Genomic DNA, 17,639 nt, shown 5'->3' with positions numbered 1-17,639 from the left:
GGGATGACGCGGGCTCGGGGCGGGGAGCCGACGGCGCCTCAGCGGCGGGCGGCGCCGGTTCGGCCGCGGCGGGCTGCGGGTCCGGCGGGGACTGCGGGCGCGCTGGACTCTCGGTGGAACGGGAGGGCCGCACGAAGCGGCGGGCACCGGGCGACGGTGCGGCGGTGTCGGCGGCGGTGTCGGTGCTGGCGGCCGCGGCGCTGTCGGTACCGGCCGGCAGCGACAACTCCAGCCGGGTCTCGATCCGTTCGATGCGTTGCAGCAGCGCCGACTCGGTGTCGGCGGCCGAGGGCAGCAGCAGCCGGGCGCAGACGACTTCCAGCAGCAGCCGCGGCGCGGTGGCCCCGCGCATCTCCCCCAGGCCGGCCTGCACCACCTCCGCGTAGCGGGTCAGGGTGCCGATCCCCAGACGCGCCACCTGGTCGCGCATCCGCTCCAGTTCGTCCTCGGGCGCGTCGACAACCCCCTTGGCGGCGGCATCGGGCACCGCGTGCAGCACGATCAGGTCGCGGAAGCGCTCCAACAGGTCGGTGCCGAACCGGCGTGGGTCGTGCCCGGCGTCGACCACCGCCTCGACCGTCCCGAACAGCGCCGCCGCGTCCCCGGCGGCCAACGCGTCGACCGCGTCGTCGATCAGGGCGGTGTCGGTGGCGCCGAGCAGACCCAATGCGCGCTGATAGCGGACCCGGTTGCCGTCTCCGGTGGACTCCGAGCCGGCCAGCAATTGGTCGAGCACCGAGAGCGTGTCGCGCGGCGAGCCGCCGCCGGCGCGGATGACCAGCGGGTACACCGCGTCGTCGATGGTGACGTGTTCCTGGCTGCAGATCCGGTCGATCAGCTCGCGCATGGTGCGCGGCGCCAGCAACCGGAACGGGTAGTGGTGGGTGCGCGACCGGATCGTCGGCAACACCTTCTCCGGTTCGGTGGTGGCGAAGACGAAGATCAGATGATCGGGGGGCTCCTCGACGATCTTGAGCAGCGCGTTGAAGCCGGCGGTGGTCACCATGTGCGCCTCGTCGACGATGAAGATGCGGTAGCGCGACTGGGCGGGCGCGTAGAAGGCGCGGTCACGCAGCTCGCGGGTGTCGTCGACCCCGCCGTGGCTGGCGGCGTCCAGTTCGACCACGTCGATGCTGCCCGGCCCGTTGGGGGCCAGCGCGACGCACGAGTCGCAGCTGCCGCACGGGGTGGCGGTGGGGCCCTGCGCGCAGTTGAGCGAGCGCGCCAGAATCCGCGCCGAGGAGGTCTTGCCGCAGCCACGCGGCCCGGAGAACAGGTAGGCGTGGTTGATCCGCCCGGCGGTCAGCGCCGTGCACAACGGCTCGGTGACGTGCTCCTGCCCCACCACCTCGGCGAACGTCGCCGGTCGATATTTCCGGTAGAGGGCCACGTCAGCAGGCTACCGATGGGCTCCGACGCTGACGATCCCCGCCCGGAGTGACGCCAGGTTCACCCTCGGCGGGTGAGGCACTCGGCGGCCGCCAGCAGCGCGCAGGTCGCCAGCCCGTCGACCGCCTCCTGCAGATCCGGCAGCGACGGGAAGGACGGGGCGATGCGGATGTTGGTGTCGTCGGGGTCGTGGCGGTACGGGAACGACGCCCCGGCCTCGGTCACCGCGATCCCGGCGTCCTTGGCCAACGCGACCGTGCGCCGGGCGGTGCCGGGCAGCACGTCGAGGCTGACGAAATAGCCTCCGGCCGGGTCGGTCCAGGAGGCGATCTTGGCCTCGTCGAGACGGCGCTGCAGGATCTCGGCCACCAGCGCGAACTTCGGCGCCAGCAGCTGCTGGTGGCGGCGCATGTGCAGCCTCACCCCGTCGGCGTCGCCGAAGAACCGCAGGTGGCGCAGCTGGTTGACCTTGTCCGGTCCGATCGTCTTCTTCCCGGCGTACTGCAGGTACCAGGCGATGTTGCCCAGCGAGCCGCCGAAGAAGCTGACTCCCGCGCCGGCGAAGGTGATCTTGGAGGTGGAGGCGAACACGTAGGGTCGGTGCGGGTTGCCGGCGGCCTCGGCGAGCCCCAGCACGTCGATCGGCCGGGGGAACTCGGTGGTCAAGGTGTGCACGGCGTAGGCATTGTCCCAAAACAGCCGGAAGTCACTGGCCGCGGTGCGCATCTGCACCAGCCGGCGCACCGTCTCCCAGGAGTAGCTCACCCCGGTGGGGTTGGCGAACACCGGCACCGCCCACAGGCCTTTGATGGCGGGGTCGACGGCGACCAGTTCCTCGATGAGGTCCACATCGGGGCCGTCCTCACGCATCGGCACCGGGATCATCTCCACACCGAGGGTCTCGGTGATCGCGAAATGACGGTCGTAGCCGGGCACCGGGCACAGGAACTTGATCCCGTCGGGCTCGCGGGCCCACGGCCGCGGCGAGTCGACACCGCCGTGCAGCATCGAGAACATCATCACGTCGTGCATCAACTCCAGGCTGGCGTTGTTGCCGGCGATCAGGTTCGGCACCGGGATGTGCAACAGCTCGGAGAAGATCGACCGCAGCTCGGGCAGGCCGTGCAGGCCGCCGTAGTTGCGGGTGTCGGTGCCGTCGGCGTCGCGGTAGTCGTCGCGGCCGGGCAGCCCCAGCAGCGCGTTGGCCAGGTCGAGTTGCTCAGGGCAGGGTTTGCCGCGGGTCAGGTCCAGGCTGAGATTTTTGGTCTGCAGCGCGGCGTAATCACTCTGGTAGCGGGTGTGCCGTGCGGCGAGTTCGTCGGAGCTGAGCGAGCTGAGCGACACCGGGGACCTTTCGCCGGGGAACTGCGGCTTCGGGCGTTGGGGGACCCCGCGCACCCGCCAGAGCCCATTGACCCTTGCTGCCTTCCGGCCCTGGGGGAGTTCACAGGATGGACGCCGCGCGGGGTCCACCGGCGAGTGTAGTACCCGCATCGCCGGCCCCCGGCAGGCCCCGGCGGGCCCCGGCGGGAATCGGTGGGCGGCGCCGCAGTGGGCCCATGGGATAAAGTCGTCGGCGGAGGATTCGCCTAGTGGCCTATGGCGCTCGCCTGGAACGCGGGTTGGGTTAATAGCCCTCGCGGGTTCAAATCCCGCATCCTCCGCAGTGGTCCGAGGGCGGCTAGACTGCGCGGAACGCGGTTTGGCCGCCCTCGGGCTGATAGGCACAACATTCCAGCTGAGGAGGGGTATGGGTCGCGTCCCGGCGGTGATCAGCCATGTGGTGTGCGCGCTGATCGCCGCGGCCCTGTACTTCTTCTTCGTGCTGCCCCGGTGGTGGGAGCTGACCGGGGGGATTCCGTTGACCGCGGGCACGGTCCTGCGGGTCATCACCGGCCTGGTGATCGCCGCCGCCGCTATTCCGGTGGCGTTGAATCTGGCCCGGGTGCGCGGCCCGGAACACGGGTTACCGCAGGCCGCGCTGAGCCTGCGGATCGGGGCGATCGCCGCGCATCTGCTGGCGGGTGTGCTGATCATCGCGACCGCGATCAGCGAGATCTGGTTGTCCCTCGATGACGTCGGCCAGTGGCTGTTCGGCGTGTACGGCGGCGCCGCCGCCGTCGCGGTGTTGGGCATGGCGGCGTTCTACCTGGCGTTCGTCGCCGAACAGCCGGCACCGCCGGAGAAGCCGCTGACGCCGAAGACGCGGCGTACCTGGTTCGGCAAGAAAACCCCCGCGCCCACCGCCGTTGCCGGCGCGGCCGCCGAGAGCACAGCGAGCACGGGCACCGAACTCGACGAGAGCGACGAGACCGACAAGACCGAAGCCGCTGACGGCGCCGAAGACACCGAAGAGGCAGAAGCCGCCGACAAAGACACCGGCGAAGACGACACCGGAGCCGCGGGCGACGACACCGCAGCCGAGCCCACCGAGTCCGGCACCGACGACACCGACACCGCCGAAGCCACCGAAGCAACCACCGTGACCGACGACGAGTCGGACACCCCGGGGTCTGACGAGAAGGCGCCCGACGCCACCGCGACCGAGCCCGACACCGCCACCGCCACCGCGACCGATTCCGAGGTCAAGCCGGATTCCGAGGCCACCGCAGCCGGCGGCCTGCGCAACCGGCGGCCCACCGGCAAGAGCGCTCGGCAGCGTCGTCGCACCCGCGGCGGGCGCACCGGCGCGGATTAACGCGCACTAACGCGGAGGTGCCAGCGGCCCGGCGAGGGTAGGCGCCGGCGCCTGCAGCACCGGCAGCACAAGGCAGCCCGTTCAGTCCTCCGGTCCCGCTGAGGGTTTGGGCCGGTCGGCATCCCGGCTCGGCTGCACCCGCTTGGGCTCCCCGGGCATCTTCGGATAGTTCGGCGGATACGGCAGATCCCCCAGCCCGCGGTCGGCGTCGGCGGCCGCCATCTCCAGCAGCACCGCGATCGACTGGCGCAGTCCGCGGGCCGGCGCCCACGGGTCGTCGCGGTCGGCCACCAGGTCGGGCACCGTGGTCAGCGTGTAGTCATCGGGATCGGCGTCGGCCAACTCCGCCCAGCTCAGCGGCATCGAGACGGTTCCGATGGGGGTAGCGCGCACCGAGTAGGCGGCGGCCATGGTGCGGTCGCGGGCGTTCTGGTTGAAATCGATGAACAACCGCGCCCCGCGCTCCTCTTTCCACCACGCGGTGGTGACCGCGTCGGGGGCGCGGCGCTCGACCTCGCGGGCCAACGCGATCCCGGCGCGGCGCACCGCGACGAAATCCCATCGCGGCGCGATCGGCAGATACACGTGCACCCCGCGCCCGCCGGACGTTTTCGCAAAACCGACCAGGTCGAGCTCCTCCAGCAACGGAGCGAGCACGTCGACGGCCACCGCGCGGGCCTCGGCGAATCCGGTGCCGGGCTGCGGGTCCAGATCGATGCGCAGCTCATCGGGATGGTCGGTGTCGGCGCAGCGCACCTGCCACGGATGGAAGGTGACGGTGCCCATCTGGGCGGCCCACACGATCGCGGCCGGATGGGTGACCCGCAGAACCTCGGCGGTACGCCCGGAGGGGAAGGTCACCCGGCAGGTCTCGATGTGCTCGGGATGCCCGCGCGGCACCCGCTTCTGATAGATCTCGTCGCCGTCGACGCCGTCGGGGAACCGCTGCAGGTGGGTGGGGCGGTCGGCCAGGGCCGCGAGCATCGGGCCGCGCGCCACCGCCGCGTAGTAGTCGACCAGGCGGCGTTTGGTGCCGGCGGCGCCCAGCCGGGGGAAGAACGGCTTGTCCGGGTTGGTCAGCCGCACCGTCACCCCGTCGACGTCGAGTTCTTCCGCGGTGGGCATCTCAGCGTTCCAGCACGTCGGCGAGGTCGTAGGCCAGCGGCACGTCGAGTTGGGCGAAGGTGCAGTCGGTCGGGTCCCGGTCGGGGCGCCAGCGCAGGAACCGCACGGTGTGGCGGAACCGGGAGCCCTCCATCTGGTCGTAGGCCACCTCGGCGACCCGCTCCGGCCGAATCGGCACCCAGCGTTTGTCGGCCGCGGAGTTCCACCGGCTCGCCTCGCCGTCGCGGACCACGTCGGCGCCGAGGCGCAGCGGCTCCACCTCGGCGAGCAGCGTGCGGCGCTGCTCGGCGCGAAACGACGCCGCCCCGCCCACCATCTGCAGCTCCCCCTCGTCGGTGTAGAGGCCCAGCAGCAGCGAGCCCAGCCCGTCGCCGCTCTTGTGCGGCCGGTACCCCATCACCACACAGTCGGCGTCGCGGTGGTGTTTGACCTTGACCATGTCCCGTTTGCCGGGCAGATACGGCCCGTCGCGGCGTTTCGCGACGACCCCGTCGAGCCCCGCACCCTCGAACGTCGCCAGCCAGCGGACGGCCACCGCCGGATCGTCGGTGGCGATGCTGCGGTGACAGCGCCGCTCGTCCGGCGCCCCGGCGACGATCAGGTCGGCCAGCGCCGCCGCGCGGACGGTCAGCGGTGCGTCCAGCAGCGCGGTGTCGGCGGCGGCCACCGCGTCGAAGGCGATGAAATGCGCCGGGGTCTCCTCGGCGAGCAGCGCCACCCGGCTCGCCGCCGGGTGGATGCGCTGGCTCAGCGCCTCCCAGTCCAGCCGGATACGCGCGCCGCGGCGGCGCGGCACGACGATCTCCCCGTCGAGCACGCAGCGCGGCGCGATCTGCGTGCCGAACGCGGTGAGCAGCTCCGGGAAATACCGGCCCAGGTCCTTCCCGCTGCGCGACTGCACGACGATGTCGTCGCCGTCGCGGAACACCACCGCCCGGAAACCGTCCCACTTCGGCTGATAGCACCAGCGGCCCGCCTCGGTGGGCACCGCGGCGGCCGCGGTCGCCAGCATCGGTGCCAGCGGCGGCACGACGGGCAGGTCCATCTCACCGATTGTGGCCGACGAACCGCCGAGGGGGCGCCGAACCGGCGGACCGGCTGACCGGCGCGAACAGCCGCCCGCGGCCGGCGTGCCCGGATAGGCTGCCGGTGTGAATCTCGAGAAGGTGGTGTTCGGCTTCTTCGTGCTGCTGGCCGCGACGTTGAATTTCGGCTTCTTCGTCGGCGACATCGGTGATCCCACCATCCACAATCCCTGGGAGTTGTTTCTCGCGCTCGTCGTCGCGCTGATCACCACGGTGCTGAAGTTCGGCGATCGCACCCAGCTGGGCGCGGTGCACCTGGCGACCAGCCTGGTGGCGCTGCTGCAGTTGGCCGCCGCCGCCGCGATGTGGGTCTTCGCCACCCAGGTCTCCAGCTACGGGTTGGACCGTCACGCCACCGCCAGTGTGGTGTCACTGTCGGGCGGGGCGCTGCTGGCCAACATCGTCTCGGTGACGTTGCTGGTGGTGGAGACGGCGTCGTTCCGGCGTCGCCGCTAGCCGATGCCCAACCCGGTGCACCTGCTGGCATTCTGGGGCCGGCGCCGCCGCCCCCGGCTGATGCCGGTGCGGGTCCCGACGACGGTGGGCACCACCGACGTGATCTTCCTGCTGATGCGGCGGATGCGCGCGCCGCTGATCGTGCTGATCACCAACTTCAGTTTCTGCACCGGCGGGCTGATGCTGATGCCCGGCATCGACGCGGCCGGAAACCCCTACCGGCTCACGGTGTTCGACGCGTTCTATCAGATGACGATCACCGTCACCACGGTCGGCTACAGCGAGGTTCCGCACGCCTTCAGCTATCCGCAGCGGATGTGGCTGTCGATGTCGATCTATCTGGTGGTCATCAGCTGGGCCTACGCCATCGGGGTGTTCTTCTCCCTGGTGAACGACGCGGCGTTTCAGGACGCGATCGCCGCCCAGCGGTTCCGCCGCCAGGTGCGCCGATTGGTGGAGCCGTTCGTCATCGTCGCCGGCTACGGTCAGGCGGGCCGGGCGATCGGCGCCGAACTCGACGGGCTCGGCCACCGGTTCGTCGTCGTGGACAACCGGGAGTCCCGCGTCGAGTCGGTGCTGGCCGCGCAGCTCAGCTTCGATGTGCCCGCGGTGGAAGGTGACGCCGCGGTGCCGGCGGTGTTGGGGATGGCCGGGCTGGGGCATCGGGACTGCGAAGGCGTCCTGGCGCTGACCGAGGACGACACCGCCAACCTCGCGGTGGTGATGACCGTGGCGTTGCTGCGTCCGGGGCTGCCGGTGTTCGCCCGCTGCGGAGACGTGCGCATCCAGGCCCGCATCGAGCATTTCGCGCCGGGCGCGGCGATCAATCCCGACGACCGGTTCGGCGACTACCTGGCCCTGTCGATCCACCGCCCGGTCAACCATCAGCTGCTGCGCTGGCTGATGGACAACGACGAGGAAGAGCTCCCCCCGGTGCGCACCGGCTTGGACTCCGGCCGGTGGGTGGTCTGCGCCGAGGAGCGCTTCGCCGCCGACGTGCTGCGCGATCTGGGAGCCAGCGGGCTCACCGTCGACGTCGTCGATCCGTCCGACGGCGCCCCCGATGTCGCCGACGTCGTCGGGTTCATCGCCGCGACCGGCGACGACACCGCCAACATCGCGCTGGCCGAGCAGGCGCGGCTGGCCAACCCCGACGTCTACGTGGTGGTCCGCCAGCAGGCGTCCACCAAGAAGTCACTGCTGGAGGCGCTGCAGATCGACTCGGTCTACATCGCCACCGACATGGTGGCCCGCGAGGTGCTCGCCCGGATCCTCACCCCGGTGTTTTTGCGGTTCGTCGACCACGTGTTCGGCCGCGACGAGCAGTGGGCGGTCGAGGCCCGCGATCACCTGCGGGAGCGTTGCGGCAGCCGCACCCCGCAGCGCGACATCGTCACCATCTCCCCCGCGCACGCCCCGGCGATCGTGGCGTGGCTCTCGGCGGGCCGGCCCCTGACCATCGGGGATCTGCTGCGCCGGCCCGACGACCGCGACACCATGCTGCCGCTGGGCGCACTGGTGTTGCTGCGCGACGGTGAGCCGATGTTCTTACCCGGCGAGGACACCGCCCTGACACTGGCCGATCAGGTGTTGCTGGTCGGCAAACCCGACGGGCTCACCCAGGTGCGCCAGGTCTGCGACTACCCGGCCACCCTGGAGTACGTGGCCACCGGCCGGGAGGTCCCGACGACGTGGCTGTGGTCGTGGTTGACCGACCGGTGGCATCGCCGGGACTGAACCCGGGGGCCTCCGGGCGCCCGTTTCCGCAACGACGGCTCAGCGCACCCCGGCCACCAGCCACGGGGTCAGCCAGGCCACCCCCGGCGCGGACAGGTGCACCCCGTCGCTGCGGACCTTGATGCCGTCGACGGTGACCGTGTAGCGGCCGGTGGGGCTGAGCTTCTTGTTCAGGTCGAGCAGGCGGACGTCGCGGCGCTTGCCGACCACCTTGTGCAGCAGCGCGTTCCACTGCTTGACCCGTTCGGGCTGATCCTCCGGGTACAGGCTGCCGTCGGGCTTCTCCCCGTATTTGCTGTACGGCAGGGTGGTGATCACCAGCCGGGTTCGGCCGGCGGTGAGGGTGCGCACCGCCCGGGTGAGTTCCCCTTCGAGATAGGCGTCGAACGCCCGGTCGCCGATGTGGGTCCACTCACCCTCGATGACCCGGTTGACGGTCTCCCAGCGGCCGATGACCAGCAACGCCACGTCGGGCTGGTCGGTGGCGATCTGGCGGGCCCAGCGGGTCGGCCACTGGTCGCACTCGGCTTTCTGGTCGAGCACCTTGCCCGAGTACCGGTAGGGCCCGCCGCGCACGATGCTGCACCCGATCACGGTGTGGTCGATGAACGTCATCCCCGGAGTGGCCGGCAGGTACTCCATCAGCGAGGCGCCGATGGAGTCACCGAACACCGAGACGGTGTGCGGGCGGCGCGGGTCGCGGTGCCGCGCCGGCGACCGGGTGGGCGGCGGGGCGGACGCCGCCGGACTCATCGCCGCAACCGCCGACACCTCGGTGGGGCCGCTGGGGGTGGCCTCGGTCGGCACCACCAGCACCGTCACCGCCACCGCGGTACCCACGGTGGCCGCCGCCAGCCGCAGCAGCGGCACACTCGCCGGGCGCCAGCGCCGGATCGGTTGTTCGATCAGCCACCACGACGCGATCGCCGCCGCCAGCGTCGCCGCGCAGCGCAGCGCGAACAGTGTCCCACCGGTCTGGCCGGTGCGCTCCCCGTTGAGCAGCAGAAACAGCGGCCAATGCCACAGGTACACCCCGTAGGACACCGTCCCGAGCGCCACCAGGGGCCGCAGCGCCAACAGCCGGGCCACCGGGCTGCGCTGATGCAGCGCCACCGGGGCGACCACCAGCACGGCGGCCACCGCGACCGCGGTCAGCGCCCCCCACCGGAACTGCTCGGCGGTGCCGGCGGCGAAGTGCGCGGCGGCGCCCAGCCCGGCCAGGCCGAGCACCGGCAGCACCGCGGCGGTGCGGGTGCCCCAGCGCGACCGCGGCACCGCGGGGCGGCGCACCAGCGCCGACCAGTCCTGCACCACCAGGGCGGCGGCCGCCGCACCCAACAGCAGCGCCTGCACCCGGGTGTCGGTCCCGAAGTAGATGCGGTCCACCGAGGTGTGCCCGGCCAGCAGCACCGCGGCAGTGGCCGAGGCGATCACCCCCACCCCGGCGACCACCAGCACCGCCAGGCGGACCGTGCCGTGGGTGACCCAGCGGCGACGACGGGCCCGGGCCGCCACCAGCGAGCCCACCCCGATCACCAGCAGCGGCCACAGGAAGTAGTACTGCTCCTCGACGCCGAGCGACCAGGTGTGCTGCAGCGGTGAGGCGTTGCCGCCGGAGGTGAAGTAGTCGCTCTGCTGGCTGATGAAGTTCCAGTTCGCCATCCAGAAGAAGGCGGCGACGGCGTCGTCGCGCAACCGCAGCACCGCGTCGGGGGGGAACAGGTCGCGGGCGAACGCCACCACCAGCACCATCACCAGCAGGGCGGGCAGCAAACGCCGGGCGCGACGCACCCAGAAGCCGGGCACGTCGACGCGGTCGGTGCGGCCGATCTCGTCGAGCAGCAGCGAGGTGATCAAAAACCCGCTGAGCACGAAGAAGACGTCGACCCCGATGAAGCCCCCGGACAGGCCCGGGATCCCGCCGTGGTCGAGCAGCACCAGCGCCACCGCGATCGCCCGGATGCCGTCGAGGGCGGGAATCGAGCTGCGGGCCCCGAAGTGCCGACGGCCCGCGCCGCTGCGCGCAGCAAAGCGCGCCGGCTGGGGAAATCCCCCGGCCGGCTCGGTCCGGCCGGTCCGCTGACCGGCGTTCTGGTTCTCGCCGATACGCCGTAGCCCTCCTGCCCGGTCGGCAAGAAAGTTTAGGGGCGCAGACCGGCCGGATCCGGGAGGCGCGGCGGGAAGACGCGGCATTTCCCCGCCCCGGCAGCTACCGTGTGCCCATGCGTGGCATGCCCGGATTGGTGACGGCGGCGGTGCTCGCCGCCGCCGGTGTCGGGTGGCCGGCGGTGACCGCGGCGGCCCCCGACGGCTTCCCCGACCCGGACGTCTACCCCGCGGTCGAGCCGAGCGACTTCGAGGTGCGGGGCGCCCACCCGAGCGGATCGGGGTGGCTGTTCGTCACGCCGGGCGGGCTGACCTGCCGCGACAGCCTCATTCCGGATCTGGGCGTGTACTGCACCGGAGCGGTGGCGGGCATAGACCCGGCCGCCGACACGGTGGCGGTGTCGCTGACCAAACCCGGCGCGTTCAGCACCACCGGAGGGCAGCCGCCCCCCGACATGGCCGCGCGGCTGCTGCCGACCGGCACCAAGATCGCCGCCGGCAACGGGGTGGTGTGCGCGGTGCCCACCGAGGCCGAGTTGATCTGTCGAGCCGAAAAACCCGACAGTTGGGCACCGGACACCCCGGACCCGCCGGATCGCCACTACGGCGAGCACGGTTTCGTGGTCAGCCCGACCGGCAGCTGGGCCTACTGACCGTCCGAAGCGCCGCCGCGGCCGCACCGTCCCAGCAAACAGTCCAGCACGGGGCGCTGCCCGCGCAGCAGCTTGACGCGGGCCTGCGGCAGCGGGAACCAGCCGACCCGGTCGACCTCGGGAAACAGCCGGTGTTGCCCCGATCTCGGCGGCCACTCCAGGCTGAACGTGTTGCTGTGCGCGTCGGTGATGTCGAGGTCGGCGGCGACCGCGAACACCGTCAGGCGTTTGCCGCTGGGCTGGCGGAACTCCCCGAGGTCGGTGCGCGGTCCCGCCGGCGGGGACAGCCCGACCTCCTCGGTGAACTCCCGCTGCGCCGCCGCCCAGGGATCCTCGCCCACGCTGTACTCGCCTTTGGGCACCGTCCACGCCCCGTCGTCGCGGTGCGCCCAGAACGGCCCGCCGGGGTGGGCGAGCAGCACCTCCACGCCGTGCCCGGCGCCCCGGTACAGCAGCAGGCCGGCGCTGAGGACGGGCATCGTCGTCGGGTGGCGGTCAGGACCCGACGGCGCGCTCGAGCTCGGCGAGCGCCGTCTCGAGGTGTTTGAGCAGACGCTGCAGGTGCGGCACGCTGCGCCGGCAGCCGACCAGCCCGAAATCGAGGTTGCCGGCCGTGTTGGTCAGCGTGATGTTGAGCGCCTGACCGTCCAGGGCGATCGAGAGCGGATAGTTGCCGTCCAGGCGGGCCCCGCGCCAGTACAGCGGTGTGGTGGGGCCGGGCACATTGGAGATCACCACGTTGAACGGCGGCGGCGCCGACGACACGAAGCCGGGGATGCCGGCCAGGCCCAGCGGCGCGATGTTCATCGCGGAGAGTGCCAGCGCCTGCAGTCGCGGCAACTGGGCGAAGACCTTCTTGTTGTCCCGCATCGAGGCGCTGATCGCGGTCAGCCGGTCCGCCGGGTCGGGCAGGTCGGTGGCCAGGTTGCACAGGATCGTGCCGACCATGTTGCCGCCGGCGTCGGCCTCCGCCTCGGTGCGCAGGCTCACCGGCACCATCGCGACCAGCGGGGTGTCCGGCAGCGCGTGCTGCTCGGCGAGGTAGGCGCGCAGTGCGCCGGCGCACATGGCGAGTACGACGTCGTTGAGGGTGGCGCCGGTGACCTGTTTGATCGCCTTGAGCCGGTCCTGCGGCCAGGACTGCGCGGCGACCCGGCGCGCACCCCCGATCTTGACGTTGAACATGGTGCGCGGTGCCGCGAACGGCAACGTCAACTGCTGCTGGACCAGCGCCGCCCGCGCCAGACTCACCGTTGAGGGACCCAGCGCCATCGTCGCGCCGAGCGCATCGGTCAGCGCCTGCAACCGTGAGCGCCCGCCGCCGCCGGAGCGCCGCCGCGGCAGGCTCCACAGCGCCCGCATCGCCGGGTCGTCGGGGTCGCTGGTCAGGGCGCGCTGCATCAGTTTGAGCGCCGACACCCCGTCGATCAACGCGTGATGGGCCTTGACGTAGACGGCGAACCGACCGTCGCGCAGGCCTTCGATGAAGTGAGTCTCCCACAGCGGCCGGTGCCGGTCGAGCAGACTGCCGTGCAGCAGCGAGGTCAGTTCGAGCAGGTCTCGCACCCGCCCGGGGGTGGGCAGCGCCACCCGGCGCACGTGATAGTCGATGTCGACGTCGTCGTCGTAGATCCAGCCGATCGGGCTGATACCGCCGAGCAGGGTGGCGGGGCGTTTACGGAAGGTCGGCTCGAAGTCCTCGCTGGCGATCAGCGCCTCGTAGCTCTCCCGGGCGAACTCCGGTCCCGCGCCGGGTGGCGGCCGGAACAGTTGCAGCCCGCCGACGTGCATGGGGTGCTCGCGGGACTCCCCCAGCAGGAAGATCGCATCGGTGGGTGAGATCAACTCCACGGCGGTCCTCCTCGATCGGCGTGCCCACGGCGCCAGGCATCCACTATGACAGCGGCGGGCCGGGAAGAACCACCAGATCGGGCACGTCGTCGGGGGACGGGTTGGTGGGCACGCCCTTGCCGGCCGGCGCGGAGGCGTCGGCCAGTACCGCACCCGGTGCCGCGGCGGGCGCCGCCGCGGCGACCGGAGGGGCCACCGGAACCACCGGAACCGGCGGGGCCAACGGCGGCACCGGCGGGACCACCGGCGGCGGCGCGAGCGGCACCGGCGGCGGCGGGGCCAGCGGCGGGCCGGGCAGACCACCGGCCGCCGCGACCGCCGCTGCGTGCGGGACGACTGCGGCCGCCGGCGGGCATCCGGCTGCGGCCAGCTCGACCGTCTCGGCGCAGACCGGGCCGCCGGTGGGCAGCGGGGCCGCGGCGGCGCCGGGGGCAACGGCGATGGCCAGTGCGCATCCGGCACCAGCCACCATCACCTGGTTGACTCGACCGATCACCAAGGCTCCTGGGTTAGTGAGAGAAACACCGCGAACACGGTGGATGACAACGTCAGCCCAGGGAACGTAGCGCGCAGTCAATTCTCAGGGCCAGAGCCCGGTCGAATTGGTTTCCGAAACGAGACCAGGCCAATCCCCGCCGTGACCGTTTATTTGTCGAATACGGATCTCTTCGCGGCCAGATCGCGACACGACCGTGATTCCCCCACGCCGTTCCGGTGCCCGGGTTCTTTTCGAAAATGAACGATGAACTGCACAAACATCGGCGACGGAGGTCGCCGCGACCGGAGGGCACCACGGGACGGGCAGCGTTAACAGCAAAAGCGACGAACTTTTGACGAAGAATTGACCGAATTGCAATTACGTGGATGTGATTTGCTGTCGCGTCATCGCCTACGATCAGCGGTGACATTCAGGTTCTACAAAGCTTCAGTGAGGCATTCGCAAAATGCGTGGTACTGGTCGAGCGCTGTGCGCACTGCTGGGGATCGTCGCGATCGTCGCGGTGAGCGAGGCCGCGGTCGCCGCGGCGGCGGTCGCGCCGCCGCTGCCCGCAGCCATCACCGCGGTGGCACCGGCGCCGGGCCAGACGGTCGGGGTGGCCCATCCGGTGGTGGTGGAGTTCGCGACGCCGGTGGCCGACCGGATCACGGCGCAACGTGCGCTGCACCTGCGCTCGGTCCCGCCGATGCAGGGCCACTTCCACTGGGTCGACGCGCACACCGTGCACTGGACCCCCGAGCGGTTCTGGCCGGCCCACAGCACCGTCGCACTGTCGGTGGGCGGACGGCAGACCAGTTTCGAGACCGGCCCGGCGGTGCTGGCCGTGGCCGATGTCAGCGCGCACACGTTCACCGTGAGCATCGACGGGGTCCCGGCCGGGCAGGCGGCGTCGACGCTGCCGGCCCCGCACCACCGGCCGCACTACGGCGAGCCGGGGGTGTTCCCGGCGTCGATGGGCAAGGAGAAGTTCCCCACCCCGTTGGGCACCTATCCGGTGCTCGCCAAGGACCGCACGGTGACGATGGATTCCAGCAGCGTCGGCATCCCGGTCGACGACCCGGAGGGCTACCTGCTGGAGGTCGACAATGCGGTGCGGATCAGCAGCCGCGGACTGTATGTGCACGCAGCGCCGTGGGCGGTGCGCTCCCTGGGGGTGGAGAACGTCAGCCACGGCTGCATCAGCCTCAGCCCCACCGACGCGCAGTGGTATTTCGACACGGTGCGGGTCGGCGACCCGGTCGTGGTCCACGACTAGTCGGGCCCGACCCGAATGGGGATAGTTTGGCGGTGGCGGTGGGATTTGAACCCACGGACGGGGGTTACCCGTCACACGCTTTCGAGGCGTGCTCCTTAGGCCGCTCGGACACGCCACCGTCGCACAGCGTAACAACCGCCGGCCGTTCACCCCAATCGCCGCCGGGCGAAGAACGCCTCCAGCGGCGCGGCGCAGTCGGCGGCCAACACCCCGCCGCGCACCTGCGGGCGGTGGTTGAGCCGACGATCGCGCACCACGTCCCACAGCGAGCCGACCGCGCCGGTCTTGGGTTCGAACGCGCCGAACACCAGCCGCGCCACCCGGGCCATCACCAGCGCCCCGGCGCACATGGTGCACGGTTCGACGGTCACCGCCAGCGTGGCGCCGGTCAGCCGCCAGCCGTCACCGTGGGCGGCGGCCGCCGCCCGCAGCGCCACGATCTCGGCGTGGGCGGTGGGGTCGCCCAGGGCCTCGCGGGCGTTGACCGCGCGGGCCAACTCGGTGCCGTCGGCGGCCACCACGACCGCGCCGATCGGGACGTCGCGGGGTCCGGCGGTGGCCGCCGCGGCCAGCGCCGCCCGGATCAGCTCCTCGTCACTCACCGGCGCAGCGCCGAGGTCAGCTGATCCTCGAATCCCATCTCCGCGGCGATCCGGCTCACCTGCTCGTCGGCGTAGAGCTCCGGGTCATCGACGATCACCGAGAGCACCGCCGCCGGCAGCCCCAGGTCGGTGAGCACCTCCAGGTCGCCCTCGGCGAACGGGTCGACGTCGTCGAGATCGGCGTCGTCGAGGTCGGCGTCGAGGGTGTCGAGCACCTCGGCGGCCAGGTCGTACTCCAGGGCCGCGGTCGCATCCGAGAGCAGCAGCCGGGTGCCGGCCGGGGCGGGGCGGACCACCACGAAGAACTCGTCGTCGACGTTGAGCAGACCGAACACCGCTCCCGCGCTGCGCAGCTCCCGCAGCTCGGTCTCGGCCGCGCCCAGGGTGTCCAGCGCGCCGCGTCGCAGCCGCTGACAGCGCCACGCGCCGTCTTCGCGCACCACCGCCACCCCGAAACCCGCCTGCTCGTCGCGCGGCATCGACTGTGCTGCTCCCATGGGCGCCTACGCTAGTCGCCCACTACCGCGTTGACCACCGACGACGAGGCGTTCTGCCCGGCGATCGACCCGATGTGCCAACCTGAAGGAGTGGGCGACACACCGGTATGCGTGTTGGGGTTGGGGCTGATCGGCGGCTCGGTGCTGCGCGCCGCGGTCGCCGCCGGTCGCCCGGCGTTCGGCTACAACCGATCGATCCGCGGGGTCGCCGAGGCGCGCGCGGACGGGTTCGACGCCGACACCGAGTTGCCGGCGGTGTTGACCCGCGCCGCCGAGACCGACGCGCTGATCGTGTTGGCGGTGCCGGTTCCGGCGTTGCCGGGGATGCTCGACCACATCGCCCGCTACGCACCGGGGTGCGCCCTGACGGATGTGACCAGCGTGAAACGGGAGGTGCTCGACATGGTGTCCGCCGCGGGGCTGCGCGCGCGGTTCGTCGGCGGGCACCCGATGGCCGGCACCGCCCATTCGGGGTGGTCGGCCGGTGACGCCCGGCTCTTCCGCGGCGCCCCCTGGGTGATCAGCGTCGACGACGACGTCGACGAGCAGGTCTGGATGCGGGTGCTGACCCTGGCGCTGGGGTGCGGCGCGGTGGTGGTGCCGGCCCGCTCCGACGAGCACGATGCCGCCGCGGCGGCGATCTCGCACCTGCCGCACCTGCTGGCCGAGGCGCTGGCCGTCACCGCCGCCGACGTGCCGTTGGCGTTCGCGCTGGCGGCCGGTTCGTTCCGGGACGGCACCCGGGTGGCCGGCACCGCCCCGGACCTGGTGCGCGCGATGTGCGAGGCCAATGCCGGGCAGTTACTGCCCGCCCTCGACGAACTCCAGCAGCGGCTGACGGCGGCCCGCAACACGCTGGCCCACCACGGCTCGGTGGCCGATCTGGTCGAGGAGGGCCACGCCGCCCGCACCCGCTACGACAGTTTCCCGCGCCACGAGATCGTCACGATCGTCGTCGGCGAGGAGGATTGGCGCGACGAGCTGGCCGCCGCCGGACGTGCCGGCGGGGTGATCAGATCCGTTCTGCCAGTCCGGGGTAGGTGAGCAAGAACCCGGTCTCGTCGACGGTGACGGTGGTCTGCGCGACCGGGGACCGCACCTCGATCGCGTTGTCGCCGTCGACGCTGCGGTAGCTGATCGCCTCGGCGGTGAGTTCCATCTCCGGCAGGCTGACGTAGATGACCGGCACCGTGACCGCCTCGGGCCCGCGGTGCAACCCGACCCGGCGGATCGCCAACGCGTTGAAGAACGGGCTGAGCACCATGTCGACGTCGAGCGCGCCGTCGAAGGCCGCGCGGGTCTCGCCCTGGCTGCTGGAGACCAGCCACATGTTCTCTTCGTCGCGGGCGATCGACAGCTGCCGTTCCCGCTCCGGGGCGCTGACCCGCAGCCCGACCCGTTTCGCCGCACCGGCGTCGTCGGTCTGCAGGTCGTAGTAGGCGCTGAACGCCGGCCGGGTCGCGGTGGCCGCGGCGACGATGCGCCCAGCCGCCTTGATCCGGGCGCCGGAGACCTGAATGCGGACCGACTCCATCCGGCTCGCGTCCGGGGCGCGCCAGGTCAGGACGTCCGACCAGGTCTGCGCGGTCGCGCCGGTGGGGGCTGTACTCACCCGTCCACCGTAGGACAACCGCACCGCGGGGCGTAGCCCGAGGTGGTCAACCCCCGTCGTTGGGCTGCATCCCG

17 protein-coding genes, 2 tRNA genes and 1 other RNA gene are annotated in these 17,639 nt (G+C 71.7%); 7 read left to right on the top strand and 13 right to left on the bottom strand.

The annotated features are described in order from the left end of the window. The 3 genes from B8W67_RS15955 to ffs form a co-directional block, all read right to left on the bottom strand. On the bottom strand, positions 1-1,390 hold a 1,390-nt coding region (locus B8W67_RS15955), incomplete at its 3' end, for a DNA polymerase III subunits gamma/tau (RefSeq protein WP_085304964.1). 59 nt (positions 1,391-1,449) lie between these two features. Beyond that, on the bottom strand, positions 1,450-2,733 hold the full coding sequence (locus tag B8W67_RS15950; protein ID WP_085304962.1) for an aspartate aminotransferase type Ic: 1,284 nt from the start codon (positions 2,731-2,733) through the stop codon (positions 1,450-1,452). Between the two features lie 35 nt (positions 2,734-2,768). Continuing rightward, positions 2,769-2,863, bottom strand: an RNA gene (gene ffs / locus B8W67_RS15945) — signal recognition particle sRNA small type. 104 nt (positions 2,864-2,967) lie between these two features. Between ffs and B8W67_RS15940 the strand changes: the two genes are divergently transcribed. Together B8W67_RS15940 and lucA are read left to right on the top strand one after the other, a co-directional pair. After that, positions 2,968-3,053: transfer RNA gene (locus B8W67_RS15940), tRNA-Ser, on the top strand. 86 nt (positions 3,054-3,139) lie between these two features. Beyond that, positions 3,140-4,087, top strand: a complete 948-nt coding sequence (lucA, locus tag B8W67_RS15935; protein ID WP_085304960.1) for a lipid uptake coordinator LucA — start codon at positions 3,140-3,142, stop codon at positions 4,085-4,087. 81 nt (positions 4,088-4,168) lie between these two features. On the opposite strand, the gene ligD is transcribed toward lucA, so the two are convergent. Beyond that, on the bottom strand, positions 4,169-5,212 hold the full coding sequence (gene ligD / locus B8W67_RS15930) for a non-homologous end-joining DNA ligase (protein WP_085304958.1): 1,044 nt from the start codon (positions 5,210-5,212) through the stop codon (positions 4,169-4,171). A 1-nt stretch (position 5,213) separates the two neighbouring features. After that, entirely contained in the window at positions 5,214-6,257 is a 1,044-nt protein-coding gene (locus tag B8W67_RS15925; RefSeq protein WP_085304956.1) for an ATP-dependent DNA ligase, read from the bottom strand. Positions 6,258-6,363: 106 nt separating this feature from the next. Here B8W67_RS15925 and B8W67_RS15920 point away from each other — a divergent pair, with 106 nt between their 5' ends. Further along, a complete protein-coding gene (locus B8W67_RS15920) occupies positions 6,364-6,753 on the top strand; it encodes a DUF6394 family protein (protein WP_069393143.1) in 390 nt (129 codons plus the stop codon). A 3-nt stretch (positions 6,754-6,756) separates the two neighbouring features. Next, positions 6,757-8,490, top strand: coding sequence for an NAD-binding protein (locus B8W67_RS15915; RefSeq protein ID WP_069393144.1), 1,734 nt, complete (start codon positions 6,757-6,759; stop codon positions 8,488-8,490). A 39-nt stretch (positions 8,491-8,529) separates the two neighbouring features. Here the strand turns inward: B8W67_RS15915 and B8W67_RS15910 are convergent, their stop codons facing one another. Next, the gene (locus B8W67_RS15910) at positions 8,530-10,683 is read right to left on the bottom strand and encodes an acyltransferase family protein (protein ID WP_084228973.1); all 2,154 of its coding nucleotides are present in this window, start codon (positions 10,681-10,683) and stop codon (positions 8,530-8,532) included. A 50-nt stretch (positions 10,684-10,733) separates the two neighbouring features. On the opposite strand from B8W67_RS15910, the gene B8W67_RS15905 reads away from it, so the two are divergent. Further along, the gene (locus tag B8W67_RS15905; RefSeq protein ID WP_372507496.1) at positions 10,734-11,249 is read left to right on the top strand and encodes a hypothetical protein; all 516 of its coding nucleotides are present in this window, start codon (positions 10,734-10,736) and stop codon (positions 11,247-11,249) included. Here the strand turns inward: B8W67_RS15905 and B8W67_RS15900 are convergent. Genes B8W67_RS15900 through B8W67_RS15890 form a run of 3 tightly spaced genes read right to left on the bottom strand, consistent with a single transcriptional unit; the run spans position 11,243 to position 13,596 of the window. Then, positions 11,243-11,728, bottom strand: a complete 486-nt coding sequence (locus B8W67_RS15900; RefSeq protein WP_069393146.1) for an NUDIX hydrolase — start codon at positions 11,726-11,728, stop codon at positions 11,243-11,245. The two genes, B8W67_RS15905 and B8W67_RS15900, sit on opposite strands and share 7 nt — an antisense overlap. A 16-nt stretch (positions 11,729-11,744) precedes the next feature. Then, positions 11,745-13,100 carry a WS/DGAT/MGAT family O-acyltransferase gene (locus B8W67_RS15895; protein WP_085304954.1) on the bottom strand — a complete coding sequence of 452 codons (1,356 nt, stop codon included), beginning with the start codon at positions 13,098-13,100 and terminating at the stop codon, positions 11,745-11,747. A 43-nt stretch (positions 13,101-13,143) separates the two neighbouring features. Further along, positions 13,144-13,596, bottom strand: a complete 453-nt coding sequence (locus B8W67_RS15890; protein WP_234806794.1) for a hypothetical protein — start codon at positions 13,594-13,596, stop codon at positions 13,144-13,146. A 448-nt stretch (positions 13,597-14,044) separates the two neighbouring features. Between B8W67_RS15890 and B8W67_RS15885 the strand changes: the two genes are divergently transcribed. After that, positions 14,045-14,854 carry a L,D-transpeptidase gene (locus tag B8W67_RS15885; RefSeq protein ID WP_069393946.1) on the top strand — a complete coding sequence of 270 codons (810 nt, stop codon included), beginning with the start codon at positions 14,045-14,047 and terminating at the stop codon, positions 14,852-14,854. 27 nt (positions 14,855-14,881) lie between these two features. On the opposite strand, the gene B8W67_RS15880 is transcribed toward B8W67_RS15885, so the two are convergent. The 3 genes from B8W67_RS15880 to B8W67_RS15870 form a co-directional block, all read right to left on the bottom strand. After that, positions 14,882-14,972, bottom strand: a tRNA-Ser gene (locus tag B8W67_RS15880). A gap of 28 nt (positions 14,973-15,000) precedes the next feature. Next, entirely contained in the window at positions 15,001-15,456 is a 456-nt protein-coding gene (locus B8W67_RS15875; protein ID WP_069393815.1) for a nucleoside deaminase, read from the bottom strand. Beyond that, positions 15,453-15,953 carry a tRNA adenosine deaminase-associated protein gene (locus B8W67_RS15870; protein WP_069393814.1) on the bottom strand — a complete coding sequence of 167 codons (501 nt, stop codon included), beginning with the start codon at positions 15,951-15,953 and terminating at the stop codon, positions 15,453-15,455. Before B8W67_RS15870 ends, B8W67_RS15875 begins: the two co-directional genes overlap by 4 nt. A 72-nt stretch (positions 15,954-16,025) precedes the next feature. Here B8W67_RS15870 and B8W67_RS15865 point away from each other — a divergent pair, with 72 nt between their 5' ends. Next, positions 16,026-16,997: a prephenate dehydrogenase gene (locus B8W67_RS15865; protein WP_085304976.1), complete on the top strand. Its 972-nt coding sequence runs from the start codon at positions 16,026-16,028 to the stop codon at positions 16,995-16,997. Here B8W67_RS15865 and B8W67_RS15860 read toward each other — a convergent pair. Next, a complete protein-coding gene (locus tag B8W67_RS15860; protein ID WP_069393818.1) occupies positions 16,966-17,565 on the bottom strand; it encodes a putative glycolipid-binding domain-containing protein in 600 nt (199 codons plus the stop codon). The two genes, B8W67_RS15865 and B8W67_RS15860, sit on opposite strands and share 32 nt — an antisense overlap. Between the last annotated feature and the right edge of the window lie 74 nt (positions 17,566-17,639).

Source organism: Mycolicibacillus koreensis, from assembly GCF_002104795.1.
In the GTDB taxonomy this organism is placed as follows: Bacteria; Actinomycetota; Actinomycetes; order Mycobacteriales; family Mycobacteriaceae; genus Mycobacterium; species Mycobacterium koreense.
The sequence above is the reverse complement of the archived record's forward strand: the minus strand, read 5'-3'. Positions and strand labels throughout refer to the sequence as shown.

Excerpts from the sequence above, each read along its gene's own strand:
- B8W67_RS15885 (WP_069393946.1), top strand. The coding sequence starts at position 14,045 with ATGCGTGGTACTGGTCGAGCGCTGTGCGCACTGCTGGGGATCGTCGCG.
- B8W67_RS15925 (WP_085304956.1), bottom strand. The coding sequence starts at position 6,257 with ATGGACCTGCCCGTCGTGCCGCCGCTGGCACCGATGCTGGCGACCGCG.
- ligD (WP_085304958.1), bottom strand. The coding sequence starts at position 5,212 with ATGCCCACCGCGGAAGAACTCGACGTCGACGGGGTGACGGTGCGGCTG.
- B8W67_RS15910 (WP_084228973.1), bottom strand. The coding sequence starts at position 10,683 with ATGCCGCGTCTTCCCGCCGCGCCTCCCGGATCCGGCCGGTCTGCGCCC.
- B8W67_RS15915 (WP_069393144.1), top strand. The coding sequence starts at position 6,757 with ATGCCCAACCCGGTGCACCTGCTGGCATTCTGGGGCCGGCGCCGCCGC.
- B8W67_RS15870 (WP_069393814.1), bottom strand. The coding sequence starts at position 15,953 with ATGGGAGCAGCACAGTCGATGCCGCGCGACGAGCAGGCGGGTTTCGGG.
- B8W67_RS15900 (WP_069393146.1), bottom strand. The coding sequence starts at position 11,728 with ATGCCCGTCCTCAGCGCCGGCCTGCTGCTGTACCGGGGCGCCGGGCAC.
- B8W67_RS15865 (WP_085304976.1), top strand. The coding sequence starts at position 16,026 with ATGTGCCAACCTGAAGGAGTGGGCGACACACCGGTATGCGTGTTGGGG.
- lucA (WP_085304960.1), top strand. The coding sequence starts at position 3,140 with ATGGGTCGCGTCCCGGCGGTGATCAGCCATGTGGTGTGCGCGCTGATC.